This is a genomic window from Vibrio albus (assembly GCF_003144035.1).
Classification (GTDB): Bacteria; Pseudomonadota; Gammaproteobacteria; order Enterobacterales; family Vibrionaceae; genus Vibrio; species Vibrio albus.
The window spans coordinates 526,544-542,724 of the sequence record NZ_QFWT01000001.1; the positions used below are offsets into that span (position 1 = coordinate 526,544).

16 protein-coding genes and 1 tRNA gene are annotated in these 16,181 nt (G+C 45.5%); 9 read left to right on the plus strand and 8 right to left on the minus strand.

Features of this window, described 5'->3' with window-relative positions; translation table 11 throughout:
• Nucleotides 1-34: 34 nt before the first annotated feature.
• The 3 genes from flgA (at nt 35) to DI392_RS02305 (ending at nt 1,675) form a co-directional block, all read left to right on the plus strand.
• Nucleotides 35-754, plus strand: a complete 720-nt coding sequence (flgA, locus tag DI392_RS02295; protein WP_109318285.1) for a flagellar basal body P-ring formation chaperone FlgA — start codon at nt 35-37, stop codon at nt 752-754.
• Nucleotides 755-873: 119 nt separating this feature from the next.
• On the plus strand, nt 874-1,185 hold the full coding sequence (flgM, locus tag DI392_RS02300; protein WP_109318286.1) for a flagellar biosynthesis anti-sigma factor FlgM: 312 nt from the start codon (nt 874-876) through the stop codon (nt 1,183-1,185).
• A gap of 64 nt (nt 1,186-1,249) precedes the next feature.
• On the plus strand, nt 1,250-1,675 hold the full coding sequence (locus tag DI392_RS02305) for a flagella synthesis protein FlgN (protein WP_109318287.1): 426 nt from the start codon (nt 1,250-1,252) through the stop codon (nt 1,673-1,675).
• A 98-nt stretch (nt 1,676-1,773) separates the two neighbouring features.
• Here the strand turns inward: DI392_RS02305 and DI392_RS02310 are convergent, their stop codons facing one another.
• Nucleotides 1,774-2,208, minus strand: coding sequence for an LPP20 family lipoprotein (locus DI392_RS02310; RefSeq protein WP_109318288.1), 435 nt, complete (start codon nt 2,206-2,208; stop codon nt 1,774-1,776).
• A 25-nt stretch (nt 2,209-2,233) separates the two neighbouring features.
• Nucleotides 2,234-2,869, minus strand: a complete 636-nt coding sequence (locus DI392_RS02315; RefSeq protein ID WP_109318289.1) for a FlgO family outer membrane protein — start codon at nt 2,867-2,869, stop codon at nt 2,234-2,236.
• Between the two features lie 196 nt (nt 2,870-3,065).
• Between DI392_RS02315 and DI392_RS02320 the strand changes: the two genes are divergently transcribed.
• Complete coding sequence (locus DI392_RS02320) at nt 3,066-4,205, plus strand: flagellar assembly protein FlgT (protein ID WP_109318290.1); 1,140 nt, start codon at nt 3,066-3,068, stop codon at nt 4,203-4,205.
• 123 nt (nt 4,206-4,328) lie between these two features.
• On the opposite strand, the gene DI392_RS02325 is transcribed toward DI392_RS02320, so the two are convergent.
• Together DI392_RS02325 and DI392_RS02330 are read right to left on the minus strand one after the other, a co-directional pair.
• Complete coding sequence (locus tag DI392_RS02325; RefSeq protein ID WP_109318291.1) at nt 4,329-5,618, minus strand: methyl-accepting chemotaxis protein; 1,290 nt, start codon at nt 5,616-5,618, stop codon at nt 4,329-4,331.
• Nucleotides 5,619-5,733: 115 nt separating this feature from the next.
• A complete protein-coding gene (locus DI392_RS02330) occupies nt 5,734-7,713 on the minus strand; it encodes a methyl-accepting chemotaxis protein (RefSeq protein ID WP_181388347.1) in 1,980 nt (659 codons plus the stop codon).
• A gap of 253 nt (nt 7,714-7,966) precedes the next feature.
• Here DI392_RS02330 and DI392_RS02335 point away from each other — a divergent pair.
• Nucleotides 7,967-8,042 (plus strand) — tRNA-Arg (locus DI392_RS02335).
• 652 nt (nt 8,043-8,694) lie between these two features.
• Complete coding sequence (locus tag DI392_RS02340; protein ID WP_109318293.1) at nt 8,695-9,288, plus strand: hypothetical protein; 594 nt, start codon at nt 8,695-8,697, stop codon at nt 9,286-9,288.
• A gap of 69 nt (nt 9,289-9,357) precedes the next feature.
• On the opposite strand, the gene pckA is transcribed toward DI392_RS02340, so the two are convergent.
• Nucleotides 9,358-10,992 carry a phosphoenolpyruvate carboxykinase (ATP) gene (gene pckA / locus DI392_RS02345; RefSeq protein WP_109318294.1) on the minus strand — a complete coding sequence of 545 codons (1,635 nt, stop codon included), beginning with the start codon at nt 10,990-10,992 and terminating at the stop codon, nt 9,358-9,360.
• A gap of 477 nt (nt 10,993-11,469) precedes the next feature.
• Here pckA and DI392_RS02350 point away from each other — a divergent pair, with 477 nt between their 5' ends.
• The 3 genes from DI392_RS02350 (at nt 11,470) to DI392_RS02360 (ending at nt 13,459) form a co-directional block, all read left to right on the plus strand.
• Complete coding sequence (locus DI392_RS02350) at nt 11,470-11,805, plus strand: hypothetical protein (RefSeq protein ID WP_109318295.1); 336 nt, start codon at nt 11,470-11,472, stop codon at nt 11,803-11,805.
• 120 nt (nt 11,806-11,925) lie between these two features.
• The gene (locus DI392_RS02355; protein WP_109318296.1) at nt 11,926-12,552 is read left to right on the plus strand and encodes a fused MFS/spermidine synthase; all 627 of its coding nucleotides are present in this window, start codon (nt 11,926-11,928) and stop codon (nt 12,550-12,552) included.
• Between the two features lie 22 nt (nt 12,553-12,574).
• Nucleotides 12,575-13,459 carry a spermidine synthase gene (locus DI392_RS02360; protein ID WP_245883901.1) on the plus strand — a complete coding sequence of 295 codons (885 nt, stop codon included), beginning with the start codon at nt 12,575-12,577 and terminating at the stop codon, nt 13,457-13,459.
• Nucleotide 13,460: 1 nt separating this feature from the next.
• Here the strand turns inward: DI392_RS02360 and DI392_RS02365 are convergent, their stop codons facing one another.
• From DI392_RS02365 to DI392_RS02375, 3 genes are read right to left on the minus strand one after another with little or no spacing between them, the layout of a single operon-like run.
• Nucleotides 13,461-14,885 (minus strand): ATP-binding protein, encoded by a 1,425-nt coding sequence (locus tag DI392_RS02365; protein ID WP_483887668.1) that lies wholly within the window; start codon nt 14,883-14,885, stop codon nt 13,461-13,463.
• Nucleotides 14,875-15,531 (minus strand): response regulator, encoded by a 657-nt coding sequence (locus tag DI392_RS02370; protein WP_109318298.1) that lies wholly within the window; start codon nt 15,529-15,531, stop codon nt 14,875-14,877. The genes DI392_RS02365 and DI392_RS02370 overlap by 11 nt, the downstream gene beginning before the upstream one ends.
• A 3-nt stretch (nt 15,532-15,534) precedes the next feature.
• Nucleotides 15,535-16,170, minus strand: a complete 636-nt coding sequence (locus DI392_RS02375; RefSeq protein ID WP_109318299.1) for a tetratricopeptide repeat protein — start codon at nt 16,168-16,170, stop codon at nt 15,535-15,537.
• Nucleotides 16,171-16,181 lie beyond the last annotated feature (11 nt).

Genomic DNA, 16,181 nt, shown 5'->3' on the forward strand with positions numbered 1-16,181 from the left:
CAAACAGGCTGTCGTCCAATAAGGTATATCCGCTATGTACTCGACTTCTAATACTAAAGCTTTATATAAATCTCTTAATAAATCTATCGGCTTTTTTCTCTTTTTCTTTAGTCTATTTTGCCACGCCGCCACCACCGAACAGATTGAGAAAATCCAAAAAGCTGCGGAAGCTCACGTAAATGATACCGTACAACTGCCTGTGAATGGGAATTTAATTGCCAAGGCGGCCGAACTGGACTCTCGAATTAAAGCGACAGACTGCCCTTCACCTCTTCGGACATCGTCAAAAACTACCAGCCATACCACCAGTAATATTACCGTGTTGGTTGAATGTCCAGAAGATAACTGGCGCATCTACGTCCCCGTAAGAACCACTATATCCATGCCTCTGGTAACGGCCACCCATGCTTTAACCAGAGGAGAACTAGTGCTTGATAGCGATGTCACTCTGAGCATGATCGAACTGACTGCCTATCGCCGGCAAGGCTTTACCGAGGTTGATCAAATTGTAGGCGCAAAACTGAAAAAAAACATCAGGGCCGGGGATGTACTTGAGCGCAATGATGTCTGTGTCGTTTGCAGAAATGAAAAAGTCATCATAAGAGCAGTAAAAGGTGAACTGTCGATCACAACCAAAGGTACGGCGCTGAGTGATGGGGCGATGGGTGAGCAGGTTAAAGCAAAAAATGATAAATCTAACCGTATCGTCGATGGCGTTGTGACCGGCATTGCTGAAATAACTGTATATTTCTGATGAAATATAGCGCAAACTAATAGGGACGAAATTTTATGATCAAAAAGTCTAAAGTTTAGACTTTTATTGTCGATACTCTGTATACAGGCATTTAATAGGCAAGCGGAAAGGCTTAAATTATGGCAGGCATAGATAACATTCGTACGGGGCAAACTATGACCACAGGTCGTAGTCCTTCCCGGACAGAGTCAAAGACAGCTGAACGCTCTGACTCGGCATCCGAGGCGAAAAACAGCCGCGATTCCGTGTCATTAAGTCAGCAGGGTAAAGCTATGGGTCAGTTGCATCAGTCAATGGCTTCAGAGCCAAGTTTCGATAGTGCAAAAGTGGCGGCTATCAAAGAAGCTATCGCCAATGGTTCTTATCAGGTTGATCCTGAAAAGCTGGCCGATAACATGATCAAATATGAAAAAGAACTAGGCGGCCTGTAATCGCCGCCCCGTTCACGAAAAGCTAACTGACTCTAATTAGCATGATTACAGCAAAGCACGTATTATGGCAAAGCTGACGGACTTAATTGATTTCCAGATAGAAAATGCACGTTCACTTTCTGAGTTACTAAGTAATGAAAAAGTGGCGATCGCTAAGCGCATATCCAAAGATATTGAGCAACTGGCAAAAGATAAGCTGACTCTGCTTAATCAGCTTCAGCAAACTGACCAGCGTATTGCTGTCCACCCGGATGTAAATCTTCTCTCAGAAGAAGGGCCACTCAAAGAGAAAATCGCACTTATTCAGTCCATCATGCACGACTGCCAACAGGCAAATGACGTTAACGGACAGGCGTTGCAGCGAGCACAACTGAGCTTTAATAAGCTGAACAATATGATGCAGGAAAGCCGCGGCAAAATTGGTATGACGTATAACGCCGGTGGTCAGACGAAAACATTTACCACGCTAGGTACCAATATCAAGGCTTAGAAGCCCCCCTCTTTTATTACCGCTTTGCATAACATAAAAAAACAGCAGGATTAGCCTGCTGTTTTTTTATGTACGGAGAATAAACGTTAATTACGTTGTCAGAATAAAGTCTGCTGTCTTTTCTTCGGCACCTGCTGTACTTCACCGTAATCTCTCAGTCGATCCATTTTATCAATGTCCAACTGCAGTTCGGTCACATAACTGTCGCCGACCGGATAGCTGCGGATCACTTCCGCCCCCCGGATCACACCATCAACCGCACCAGACGTTCTTTCTACCCCTAAACGCTGGTCTTCCAGATCGGCCCGGCCACTGACACGCATACCGTAGATTTGTTCGGCCAGTTCACGATAAGCATCAATTTTAGAGGCCCGCATAGCACGCACCCGTTTCTCTTCATCATTCCGACCCTTCTGCTCGCTAATGCTGGCATAACCCACAGCAACCAGAATATTGTCTTCCCGCATGGTCTGTAATGGCTGGCAGCCCGCTGCAAATATTACTAAAGCAATTATGGCTAACACTTTTCTCATCATAAGCTCCTGTAAAGCAATATTACTACGGACGTAGAACGATCGTATTCGGTGACGTACGGGTTGGATCCGAGCGAATAATCAGCCCATCCTGAGTCCGGATAGTATTCATCGTATCCAGATCGCGGCCAATTCTATCCGCTGGCAGGAATGCCTGTGCCGTTGCTACGACAATCCGGCTGCGCATGGCAACTACGCGGGCATTCACCAGAACACCACCCTCCTGACGAAGCATGGTGCCTGTCAGTACATACTGTACTTCCTGTTCCTGAGCCAAATCTTTCCAGTCTCGGCTCAACGCAAAATCACCTTGTGAAGTAACCCGGATTGATCCCGTTGTTTTAAAATCAACCACCTTGAACCCGCGTCTCTGCAACTGGAAAATAAATCCTTCCGATACGGAATTACCCAGCCAGTTCGTTGTGTCCATGTATTGCAAATCAACAAACGAGGTAACCGCGATCGGCGTTCTGGCAGAAATGCTGGTATTCGATTCGACCAGCTGTTCCGTCATACTGTCAACAAAGAAATCCATCGTATGTCGTGGATTTTCCATCAGCAAGAAGCGGCTACCCGGGTAGGGCTCCTTACCATTATAAATGGGCGAATACGAGCAGGATGCCAGAAGCACCGTCATTGCTACAATAAACCATTTCTTCATTATCTTATTCTCCGGATATACTGACCAGGTGTCACCATTACACCTTTGGTTATCTGGCGGACTGTCCCTTATAAACCTATTATTCAGGTAACTGGAACAATCCTTGCTTTTCTGTATTTGCCTTAGACAGAAAACCAACACCTGAAACATTACCCTTAAAATGAAGCAATAATTATACCCATTTGGTAAAACGCTAATGAAAAAACGATTTCTTACTTATCTGCCTCTGTTGATTGTTCTTCTGTTCAGCAACATAACTCAAGCCGCCTGGTATGAGGTTACCGGCACGGCAACCATTGTTGCCTCTGCGAATAAAGCCAGAATTCACGCACTAGAAGACGCTTTGTATCAGGCTATGAAATATGCCGGAGCCGATATTGGCTCACTAAGTGGCCTGATGCCGTTTCTGGAAGAAGACCGGGAAGAATACCAGTTCACAAACCACGAGGTTCGCTATGTTCGGGTAGTCGAGAAAGTGATCTCCGGCAACAAGATGCGCGTCACCGTCCGGGCGGATATTTACCCATCGGCAACAGGTTGCCAGGTTGGTCAGTACAAAAAAACGTTTTTAGTCGGCAACATCGATCTGGCTCACCCACGTCAGGCGGTAATGGGGCAGGTTTACAAAATCGGTGATGACTTCAGCCACGTGGTCAATCGCCAGTTAGATGCGGAATCCGTCAGTTTCCTCTCTGTCGGGACCACCGATTATAAAATAGATAAAAATCAGCCGGAGATGCTAAAGATGATTGCCGAGGACAATAATGCCCAGTATATCATTGGCGGAACCATCACCGACCTGAGTGCCACTATTGTCCAGAAAACACTCAGCGATGATATTATCAACCGTCAGTTTGCTCTGGAAATGCAGGTTTATGACGGTAAAACCGGCCACGAGATCTATAACAAAAGCTATCGTGAAATTGCCAACTGGCCATTCCCGAAAACCAGTCAGGTGGATACCCGAAGCGCCCGGTTCTGGGAATCCAGTTATGGTGAAATGTTGCTGCGTGTCAGCCGGAAAATCATGCTGGATCTGGAGGCCGAACTGTCATGTAAGATCACCCTGCCACAAGTGATTGCCAAGCATAATAAACGTCTGGTCACCATCGATTTGGGCCGTATTCATGGTGTCAGAGTCGGCGACAAACTGCATCTGTGGCATACCGGCTCCTTTATTGATCAATACGGGTTGCCAAGAAATAAAGTGTCTCAGAGTGCCATTACTCTGACGGTTACCCGTACCTACGATCAGGAATCAGAGGCCAGTATTGATCAGCCTGAGCTGGCTCAAAGTATCCAGATAGGAGATGTCATGCATAAGGAAATGCCTTAATCGACTGTTTGAATAAGCTCAGATAAATAAAAGGCCGGTGTATATTGGTTATATTAAAACCTATATACACCGGCTTTTTTGTGTCTTACCGTTAAGAGTATTAGATAGCTAGCCGCGTTAGTATTACACCTTCTCCGTTTTAAACTCCCCCATCAGGCGCTGTAATTTGTCGGCCAGATCGGCCTGCTGCTGCTCCAGGTGATCCGCGTTTTGATGAACCGTAGCGGTTGATTCTTCGGCCGCAGAAGCCAACTGAATGCCTGAGGCGGAGATAATATGCATAGCCTCGGTTAGCTCAGTCAGCATCGCATTCAAGTTAACGGAAATATTACCTAATTCATCCTTGCCAATCACTTCACAACGGACACTCAGATCTTTCTCAGCCGCAAGCTTCATGGTGCGGTTAAGGCAACGTACCTGCAGGGTGATTCCATTCAAGAGTATATAGCTGACATAGCCAGCCAAAACCACCAAAGCCAGCGATACCACCAGATAAAACCAGAAGGCTCTGGCCTTAGTTTCAACAATACGCCCAGACAGGGACAGAATATCTTCCGTCAGGCGATCTTCTTCTTTCTTCAGAAACTCGATCCGTTTTGTAGACGCGGCAAACCAGGCTTCCGGATCCCGATTAAATTCCCCGGAGATAGCACTCTGACGGTAACGTTCCACTTCCTGAACCGCCGGGCTGTTTAACAGGGTTTTATAACTCTGCACATATTTATCCCCGGCATAAACCTGAAAAGAAGACAGATAACTGTTCTGTTCACTGACCAGAGTAATAAATTTACGATACATCCCTGGCCCGAACTGACCCTGACCAAACGTATTACTTAGCACTGCCCGTTCGATACCCGCACGCTCTTTACCCTGCAAAAACTCGTAGTATGCCACCAGAAACTGGCTGATTTCGGCTACATCCGATATTTTGACGGCAAGGCCCGGAACAGAGAGCAGATGGCCATTGAGCGTGGTGTAATAACTCAGAGCCTCTCCCAGCGGCGTCGTCAAGGCACTGATCCCGGATCGCATCGGGCGGATTCTGCTCAGCATGGTATTCGCCGTTTCCATCACATTCCACAGTTGCGGGTAATGTTTTATCTGCTCTTCTTCGGCACTGAGGTAGCCTTGCAACTCCTGAAGGCGTCTATCCGTCTCCCGACGCTGCGCCTCCAGCTTCTGTACAAACTTCTTTCCTCCAGACCCAAGAAAGCCGGCTGACATCCCCCTCTCTTTCTGCAGTTCATGCACCAACCGGCTGTTATAAGTGGATAACGCGACAAAGTGGGAAATCGCTTCTGCTTTTGATTCCGCTTCTTTAGTCTGTAAGATATGAGCCCCGGAAAAATAAATTAAAGCCAAAAGTATAGGAACAATAACCGTGAGTAACTTTTGTCTGACACTTAACTGCATAACTTCTCCTCAGCCTGACTGAACTAACCTATTTAGAATGACGTGTACTAACAGAAGCTGCTGTGTACACTTATAATGTGGTTAAATTATAGACTACATGAAATAAGTTGCTGATTCAGTCAGAAATGATTTTAAACTGACTCACTAAATACTTCAGCTTCTCAGACAGACGCGCCTGCGCTCTGGCGGCTTCTGCCATTTGCTCACCACTTCTGGCTGCGTGCCTAACACCAGCCCCTATCGTCTGAGCCCGGGACGCGATATCTTCACTCACCTGAACCTGCTGCTCTGCCGCAGAGGCTATCTGTGTCGCGTTGTCCCGTATCGTATTGATTGACTCAGTCATGGTGCTCAGTGCTTCTTTTACGTTTACCGCTTTCTCTACGCTTATCGCCACATGCTCCCTGGCACCATTGATCTGCTCGAAAGTACTGTTGCTATCTTTCTGCAGTTTAGCCACCATACTTTCAATTTCACGGGTGGATTCGTAGGTTCGCTGAGCCAGAGAACGCACCTCACTCGCCACCACAGCAAACCCTCTGCCATGCTGCCCCGCTCTTGCCGATTCAATAGCTGCGTTCAGAGCCAACAGATTAGTCTGCTCAGCGATATCTTGTATGACATCTACCACCCCGGAAATGTTATCGGTACTTTGATGCAATGAGTAAATCGTATGGCTGACCGATTCGATTCTGTTTTGCACTTCCTCGATGGAATCCATCGACGTTTGTACCAACCGCTCACTCCCTAACACCTGCTGGTTTGCTGAATCGGCTTGCTCTGAGGTGTTCCGTATACTTCGTGTCACCTCTTTAACCGACGCATTCATCTGCTTCACCGCTGTCACTATCTGATCGACATCCCCCTGTTGCCGGTGCAGGTTGTTGGCATTCTGCTCCACAGTCTTCGTAGATTGCTCTGCAGCAGAAAATAACTGCTCGCTGGCATCCGCAATAATGCTGACTGCATCGGTCAGTTCATCCAGCATCGTATTCAGATTCACTGAAATACTACCAAGCTCATCCTGAGCAATTGCCTGACAACGTACCTGAAGATTCTTGTCTGCCGCATTGCCCATGGTACGGTTAAGATAGCTGACCTGGCGGTTAATACCGCTGAGCAACCGGTAACACACATACACCGACAGGCTGATCACCAGTACAGACAGCACCAGGCTTCCCCAGAAGCTGCGGTTATGCTCAGCAGCAATAGCGTGTTCGAGTGCCAGAATATCTTCTCTCAACTCAGCTTCTGTCAGGTACAGGAGATCAATACGCTTTGACGAGACAGTTAACCATTCATGAGCATCCTGGCGCATAAAACCGGTAAATGTTTTTTTCCGGTAATTTTCGACTTCTTTTATGGCCAGCGATGCCATCCTGTCTTGATAGTGGCTGACGACCTTATTATCAGAATAGAGAATAAAAGTGGAAAAATAGCTTTCCTGCTCACTCACCAGAGAAGAAAATTTTCGATATTCACCGGCACCAAACCGCCCCTGCTCAAAAGCATGGTGCAACAATGTCCGTTCAATACCGGCTCTCTCCAGCCCTTGTAAAAACAGATCATAAGCCATCAGCGCACGGCTAACCTCTGCCTCCCTCGACACTTTCACCGCCAGCGCGGGTGCCGCCAGTAAATATTCATTGAGTTTGGAGTAATAATTCAGAGCCTTACTGAAGGGAATGCTTTGATTAAGTACTTCTGATCGTAAGGTGTCGATGTTTTGAAACTGCTTAGTGGCCAAGTCCATCACTCGCCAGAGATCAGGGTATGCCTGAAGTACATCACGGTGATGCTGCATGTAGCTTATCAGCGTCTGAATATGTTTATCTGTTTTCTGACGCTGCTCTGCCAGTTGGCCGGTAAAATTATCCCTTTCTGAGCCAAGAAGCCCCGCCACGACCTCCCGCTCAGCCTGCAACTCATACACCAGACGGCTGTTATGAGTGGACAATTCCACAAAGGTAGCAATAGTATTGGCAGAGCTGCGGGAAGTATAAGCCTGGTGGATCTGAACACCAGAAAAGTACAGCAACGCGAGAATAATAGGGACAGTAACGATAAGGAGTTTGCGCTTAACAGTCAGTAACATGTAGGGTTCCGTAGGTTTCACTTGGTTGGTCCATGTAAAATGACACTGCATACATAGTGCGTGCCTGTATACCACCAACTATTCCCTACTGCGTTTCCAACCTCAACATAAGAGTTTGTGTTTTTTGAAACAAAGTTTTAATTTTATAATCATCGTGTTAACCGTCACTGACTGCTGAATTAATGTACGATATGACCGGTTTAACCGTTTGTTTACCCAAGGTAAATTTGTATATAATAAGCCTTCTTGCCGCGTCCCCTTAGTTCAGCCGGATAGAACAAGGGCCTCCTAAGCCTTAGACACAGGTTCGAATCCTGTAGGGGACGCCATTTCACTCACATTCAGTACCTCCAGTGAATAGCTCACTTAGTGTCTTTTCATACCACGGCTTAGCCGATAGTAGAGCATGGTGTTTTAATTTATCACCAATGTATTAAGTTAATTATAAAGAATTTGATTATCAATAAGTTACTTATGGCTGGTATGTGATTAGCTTTCTGATTAATGAACAGCAATAGTTACCATCGAGTTTATAATAAAAATTAATAGTCGGTTAATAAAAGACCTCTTTTGTGAAAACCTATCATATTGATTTATAATGATTTAATTAAAAACCTAATAAAAATAACTACTTTAGAAAAATTAGCCACAAAGACTGAGGAATAATTTTTATTTACTCAGAAACAATAGAAAAGAGTAGAGAATCTTATTCGCTCTGCTTGTTTTCCCGTATAACAATTAAAACTGATTTACATTATCTTTTCGAAAGATAAACCACGACCTTTTGATAACAATATCATTTGTTAAATAAATGCGCTTTGTTAAAATTTTATATTGAATATCAATTCAATATAAATTTTCTTATTTTTAAAACACACAAACTGCATGGTTATTAATTGATTAAGCTAGCATTAAAGGTGCATAACAAACAAATGCATATTTATATCGGCGTTCATTCCATAGGAAAATAAGGAAAGAAACATGAAAACAGTGGCAAAGGTTGTTAGTACTCTCGGCTTGCTTGCTATTTCTACTGGTGTGTTTGCAAACAATAACGAGGAGGTTGGTACACAAGATGTGTATCTACTTGGTGAGCTTGGTAGCCATGAACTAGAAGATGTGAGTGGTAATCAGTTTGGAGTTATATTTGGTGCAAGAAACGTTAGCGCAAATGGGTACTTCTATGGTGGCGAGGTAGAGGCCTCTCTATATGATAATGATATAAGCGTCAGTGGAACTGTCGACGGCCTTGATGTTTCAGGAAAAATTGAAGAAACATATGGATATGGGGCATATTTTATTCCAGTAGGTATACAATTTGATGCCTCAGAAAACTCTCAAGTGAATATATATGCTTTTGCTGGTTACTCAGCCATTCGGTTAGAAGCAACCGCTACTGTTGAGAGTTTAAGGGCTAGTGCAAATGAAACTATTGATGGCTTTAAGTGGGGAGCAGCGATCAATGCTGACTTTTCCAGCTGGATTGTAGGCCTACGCTATAGTAAAGCCGACTTAGATTATGATTCTACCGAAGAAACCATTGCCGTATCTTTTGGTCATAAAATACAGTTGTGACTCTGTTTAACTGAGCACCTCTTTCTGGTGCTCAGTTGTATTACTTACTACCTCAAAACCGTTAAGGGACTAACTCTCAAGCTGAGGCCCGGCGGCAACAAGGGCTTTACCTTCATCGTTATCAGTATAACTTTCGAAGTTCCTGATAAAACGTTGAGCGAGATCGTTAGCCTTGGTTTCCCACAGCACTGGTTCTGCATAGGTATCTCGAGGGTCCAGAATGGTGGAATCAACACCGGGTAGTGATGTGGGGATGGCAAGGTTGAAGATGGGTACATTCTTCATGTCTGCGTTTTCAATTGAGCCATCCAGAATCGCATCAATGATGGCCCGGGTATCTTTAATAGAAATACGCTTTCCTGAACCATTCCAGCCCGTGTTCACCAGATACGCTTCTGCACCCGCCGCTTCCATCCGTTTAACCAACACCTCGGCATATCGGGTTGGGTGCAGGGTCAGAAATGCCGCACCAAAACACGCCGAAAAGGTCGGCACGGGTTCCGTGATGCCTCGTTCTGTTCCGGCTAATTTCGCCGTAAATCCAGACAGAAAATGGTATTTCGTCTGCTCCGGAGTCAGCTTAGCAACGGGTGGTAATACCCCAAACGCATCTGCCGTCAGAAAGATAACTTTTCTGGCATGTCCAGCTTTAGAAACTGGCTTAACAATATTCTCGATATGGTTGATAGGGTATGAAACCCGGGTATTTTCGGTTTTGGAGGCATCGTCAAAATCGATTGAGGCATCATCCCGAACCACAACATTTTCCAACAGAGCATCACGGCGGATAGCATGGTAGGTCTCTGGCTCCGCGCCTTTGGAAAGGTGAATGGTTTTCGCGTAGCAACCGCCTTCAAAATTAAACACACCGTCATCGTCCCATCCGTGCTCGTCATCTCCGATAAGTTTACGTTTTGGATCGGTAGACAAGGTTGTTTTCCCGGTTCCGGATAAGCCAAAAAAGACTGCGGTATCACCGTTTATACCAACATTTGCAGAGCAGTGCATAGATGCGATGCCTTTGAGCGGTAAAAAGTAATTCATCATGGCGAACATACCTTTCTTCATTTCACCACCGTACCAGGTCCCACCAATCAACTGCATTTTTTCCGTCAGGTTAAACGCCACATAGTTTTCAGAATTCAGTCCCTGACGCTCCCAGTTCGGGTTAACGGCTTTCGCCGCGTTCATGACGACAAAGTCAGGTTTAAATGTCTCCAGCTCTTTTTCCGACGGGCGAATAAACAGGATCTTTACAAAGTGAGCTTGCCATGCGACTTCAGTAATGAACCGGACAGCCTGACGTGAATCGCTATTGGTACCACAGTAACAATCCACAACAAACAGGCGTTTATCAGACAACTGAGCAATAGTGACCTCTTTTAGTTCATCCCATGTTTCGAGGGAAATTGGCTTGTTGTCATTGTTTGCATGCTCAGAAGTCCACCACAAATTTTCTTCGGTTGTGGCGTCCTTTACAATGAATTTATCTTTAGGAGAACGACCTGTAAATACCCCAGTATCGACCGCTACAGCCCCCAAATTGGTCACTATACCTTTTTCAAATCCTTCGAGATCACTACGAGTTTCTTCTGTAAATAACTGTTCATAGCTTGGGTTCCGGATTATCTCTGTGACTCCGGTCAGTCCATACTGAGTAAGATCGAGTTGTTTTTCAGCCTTAGCATGTTCCATTACATTCATCGGTATTCCTTTTTCAGGGATTGAATCAGCTTATTTTAATCACGTAAAAGTTATGGTTATTTTTGTACGATTTTCATAACATTATTATTTGGATATATCAGTCATGAAAACTGTAAGTCATTCTATAAATAGATTGGCAGACTCGCTATAGCACATCGTTATATGGGTCATATATATTATTTAAATCATATTAATTACGCCTTCTTAATGGTTATGAAAAATAAAATGCGGATCTGAAATGGGAGATAAACTCAGCCATAACAGACAAAAATCCAATCTAATACAATTGGTTACAGTATAATTAAGAGTGTAAGCCGACGTTTATGCTGGTTCAGAAGAGACAATAAACGACAGAGTTATTACTTTTCTTTTAATCTTTTTCATCCTTTAAAAATACCGATTAATCGAGTTCAGCCCCAATACAAACTATGCATGTGAGCACATAATGGCTTTGTCGTTGGCTACAGGATAAAAATTATGAAAAGCATAAAGAAACAATCAAAAGGTATTGTCTTGTTTAGCGCTTTAGCTTTATTTATTTTATACCTAATATTCATAGGGAAATATACTCATGATCCGTCAGATGAGGTCACCCTTTTTACCGAGTGTCAGATATTGATAAAAAACTCTGTCGTAGGTGGCACCAGGTTCTCTGATTCTTTTAATCAGTCGGAACAGAATCCATACCGTGTGACCTTTCCCTTTGAACTGGAAGATGCCGTCGGTACCTGGACAAAAGTAACAGCCAGCTGTGATATTGCTGATAACAACACCATCACTCACCTAACCATCGGTGATAAGAACATATTTTAATACGTGATATCTTACCAGTTAGAAGTGGTTGATGGTTTTTTCTGCACTAACTTTCTTGCTAAGCCCCCCATCAGTGCAGATACTTAACTAATACAATGACATGTGCCATGGACAGCGTTTATGCTCAATTCCGACTACCTTATCAACCGGCTGGTACTCCTGTTAGCCTTTGTCAGTGGCTTTAGCATCATGGCGGTTGAGCTGCTGGGTGGACGAGTTCTAGCCCCCTACTTCGGCAGCAGTATCTATGTATGGGGAAGCCTCATCACAATTTTTATGGTGGCTTTATCTGCCGGTTATCTGCTTGGGGGGCGCTGGTCTGTTTATCAGCCGTCACTGCGTAAGTTCAGCCTGCTCTATTTTTTCGGTGCCCTTGCTCTGCTACCTCTGGTCGTCACGGGAGAAGAGATCATGAAGCAGGTGTTTCTTCATATCAATGATCCCCGGTACGGCTCACTGGTGGCAGCAACTTTCTTATTTTTTATTCCGACCACCATTTTAGGCATGATAGCGCCGTATTCGGTCCGATTACTGGTCCGGAATACGCACCACAGCGGACAAATAGCCGGTATGCTGTATTTTATTTCTACGCTGGGGAGCGCTCTGGGCACCCTGATTACTTCCTTTTATCTGGTATTGTGGTTCGAGATTGAAACCATTTTATTCAGTTTGATAGGGTTATTGCTTGCCGGTGGGCTCTGTGCTTTTTATATACCGGCCCCCCGTGCCGTTGCGGAGGTGGAATAGTATGGTGATAAGGTTAGTCAGTATGGGAATGTTAGCAACTCTGTTGTCTTTTTTGTCCAGCGCTCCGGCGCAAAGCAAGGTGATTCACCAGCAAAAATCTCTGTATCAGAATATCGTCGTCGTGGAAGAAGACGGACGCCGCTGCCTGACGTTTTCTTCCACTCAAGGTCGGAGAACCCAGTCTTGTCAGTACCAGAAACAAGGGGACTCACGTCTGGTTTTCCCCTATACCCGGATGTCGCTCTCCGGGTTATTGATCAATCCGGATCCGGAAAAAATTCTGGTAGTTGGCCTGGGGGGAGGATCGATTCCTCAGGTACTCAGTGAACTGTATCCGGGTGCTCAGATAGATATCGTTGAACTGGATCCCGCCGTGGCAAAAGTCGCGTATGATTATTTCCATTTTAAGGAAACAGACACTATGACGGTTACCATTGCTGATGCTCGCGTCTTTATTAAACGGGCCGGCATACAAGGTCACCATTACGATTATATTCTGCTGGATGCGTTTAACGGGGACTATATTCCCGAACACCTGATGACTCAGGAGTTTCTGGAAGAAACCAGACAGATCCTGACGGATAACGGGGTATTAATTGCTAATACCTTCTCGCGCAGTCAGCTATACGCTCATGAATCGGTCACTTACCGGAAAGTGTTTGGTCCCTTTCTGAATTTTAAAAACCCCGAAGAGACCGGGAACCGCGTCATTATTGCCGGTAAAGCAGAGCTACCGAACATGCAGGAATTAAAGGATCAGGCCGACAGGATGGCAAAGCGCCTTGCTCATTACGGTGTATCCATTGAAAAGTTTCCGGAACGTATGTCATCAGAAGCTGACTGGGATACGTCCGCCCGGGTACTCACCGATCAGTTTTCCCCGGTAAATCTGCTAAGAGAGCGATGACCTATTCTGTCTCTGGCGAAAGCCAGAACCGGACCCGAAACGTATTTTTACCCTGTTTCCGGGGCAAGAGCATGATCTCAGCACGATGTAATGACGCGATATAACGGGTGATAGACATACCCAGCCCGGCACCGTCCCCCCGTTCCGTATTACCCCGGTAAAAATTATCAAATAACTTGTCGCGGGTTTCATCAGTAATGGCCTCTCCGGTATCAGAGACACAAATATCTACCTTGTCCGGGGCTCTTTCAGACGTTATCTCTATCGTACTTTTCTCTCCGGAATAACGGATCGCATTTTCTATCAGGTTGCGAAACAGCAGCCCAAGCAGCGTCACGTCTCCTTCCAGTGAACAGGAATCCATATCAACACTCAATTCCTGATCATTACGCAGCGCCAGAGGGGCAAGGTCTGCGGTAACTTGTCTGACGATGTCAGACAAATCAACACGTTGCTTTTCAATATCCGTCAGGCTCTCTACTTTGGCGAGCGTAAGCAACTGATGCAACAAGCGGTCAGTACGATCGATGCCTTTCAGAATATTGCCCATGTCTTCTGCTAACTGCTCCGGACTGCGGCTGTTCAGCGCATTCTCGGCATTCAACCGTAATATGGTCAGCGGGGTTTTCAGCTCATGAGCCGCCATCCGGGTAAAGCGCTTTTCTCTCTGCCAGGCAGAGTCCAACTGAGCCAGAAGATCATTCAGGGCTTCAACCAAAGGCGACAGCTCTGTGGTTTGATTAGCGACATAGATCTGATCAAACTTCAGCACACTGCGGCTTCGTATGGCACTTTGCAGTTCTGCTATTGGCCGGAAGTTTTTACTGATCAGAAGAACAAGCACAGTGATCAGAGCGAAAATAAACACAAATTGCGGCAGCACATTCGACTGAATAATCTCATTAATCATTTCATTCCGGATGCTTTGCTTCTCCGCCACCACAATATATTCATCTTTCTCATTTTCTTCCTGAGGAGCTAACTGAAAGTAACGCCATTCCTCACCATTGATGGTAATGCTGTCAAACCCGGAGTGAGTCCTGTTTTGAGCAAGAGCTCCGATTGCCTGATTTGAACTCCACAGCAATCCGCCATCCTGATAAAACTGGAACATCAGGTTCTGTTCATAAGGGTGCCCATAAACATTGCCTTGCTCCTTATGCAATTCTGCCTGTCTCTGGGTATAGAGCATCCACTGCTCAAAATTACGCTTTAATTCAACCTTACTGAGCTCATCACGGGGAGTCGAGGTCACCGCCAGCAACAACTTTGCGGACTGACCGAGGCGGGCATCATACACTTCTTCTATCTCATGCCGTGCATTTAAGAAGCTAAAATACATAGACACGACAAACAGCAACAACGCCATCAAGACTACTGAAATAGTCAGCCGGCGCTTAATCGAGAATACTTCATTACTTTTCAATGATATAACCTACACCACGAATGTTTTTTATCAGCTTACCCGGCACCTTTTTACGTACATTATGGATATGCACCTCGATAGCATTATCACTACTGGTGTCATCCCAGCCATGTAAAGACTGTATCAGCTGCTCTTTACTCATGACCCGCCCGGCATTCGTCATTAAGCTAGCCAGGATCTTAAACTCATTACGGGTCAGGTTCAGTGCCTGTTGTTGAAAACGAATAACCTGCTCAGACAAAGACAGGGATAATTCCCCTACCTCTATAAGCTGTTCTGAGCTGCCGGAACGACGCCGAATTAATACCCTTAAACGCGCAAGTAACTCTTCCAGCGCGAAAGGTTTACCAAGGTAATCATCAGCCCCGCTATCCAGTCCTTTTACCCGATCTTCAATATCATCACGGGCGGTAAGAATAAGTACCGGCAAATCGTAGCCTGCTTCACGGATCTGGCGCAGAACCTGAAGGCCGTCCATATCAGGAAGGGTGAGATCGAGAATGATGGCCATAAACTGCTCTGCCTTCAGAACAGAAGACACTCCGCCACCTCTTTCAACCCAGTCAACCGTATATCCATGACGACTTAGTGATGTCGTCATGGACTGACCAAGCAATGTATCATCTTCAACAAGTAACAGACGCATCGGTTATTTTAAGCTCTCCAGTCGCATTTTAATTTCCTGTCTCCGCCCCTGATCAGCCAGTGGCCGTCCAGCCCTTGGAGCCGCGTTAAGAGCCTTGGTCAGGTACTTCACCGCCTCCTGCTTTCTGCCGTCTTCGGCAAGAAAATCCCCGTAAAAATAATTAGGGTCAATCCCTTCCGGGTTCATTGCCAGAGCCTGACGCAGCATCTTTTCAGCCGTATCATCATCACCAAAGCCAATCGGCCATCCGGGCACTTTGTAGTATAACGAACCTAAACTGGTATAAGCGGATCCATTTAACGTTTCCGGTGCTTTATCAATGACATCTTCCAGCAGGGCTTTCGCCTCTTTAGCCAAAGACAAGGCACCTAATCCACCTTTCGCCCCTGCCAGAGAAGCCTTATTAATCGCCAGCCATATTTTAAGCGCATTGTTTTTCGGTTGTTCTGTTAATGCCTTCTGATTACGTTCAATCAGATGGTTAAAACAGAACTCCTGATTATCCTGACTCTCAGACTGGTACTGACAACCTGCCCATTCCTGCTGAATAGAGGCTAATGCACCGGCTTCCATTCCTGCAGAGGCCGCCGTAAAACTGGTCAGAGCCAAGGGTAACGATATCATTAGTAAACGTTTCATAGCTATTTCTC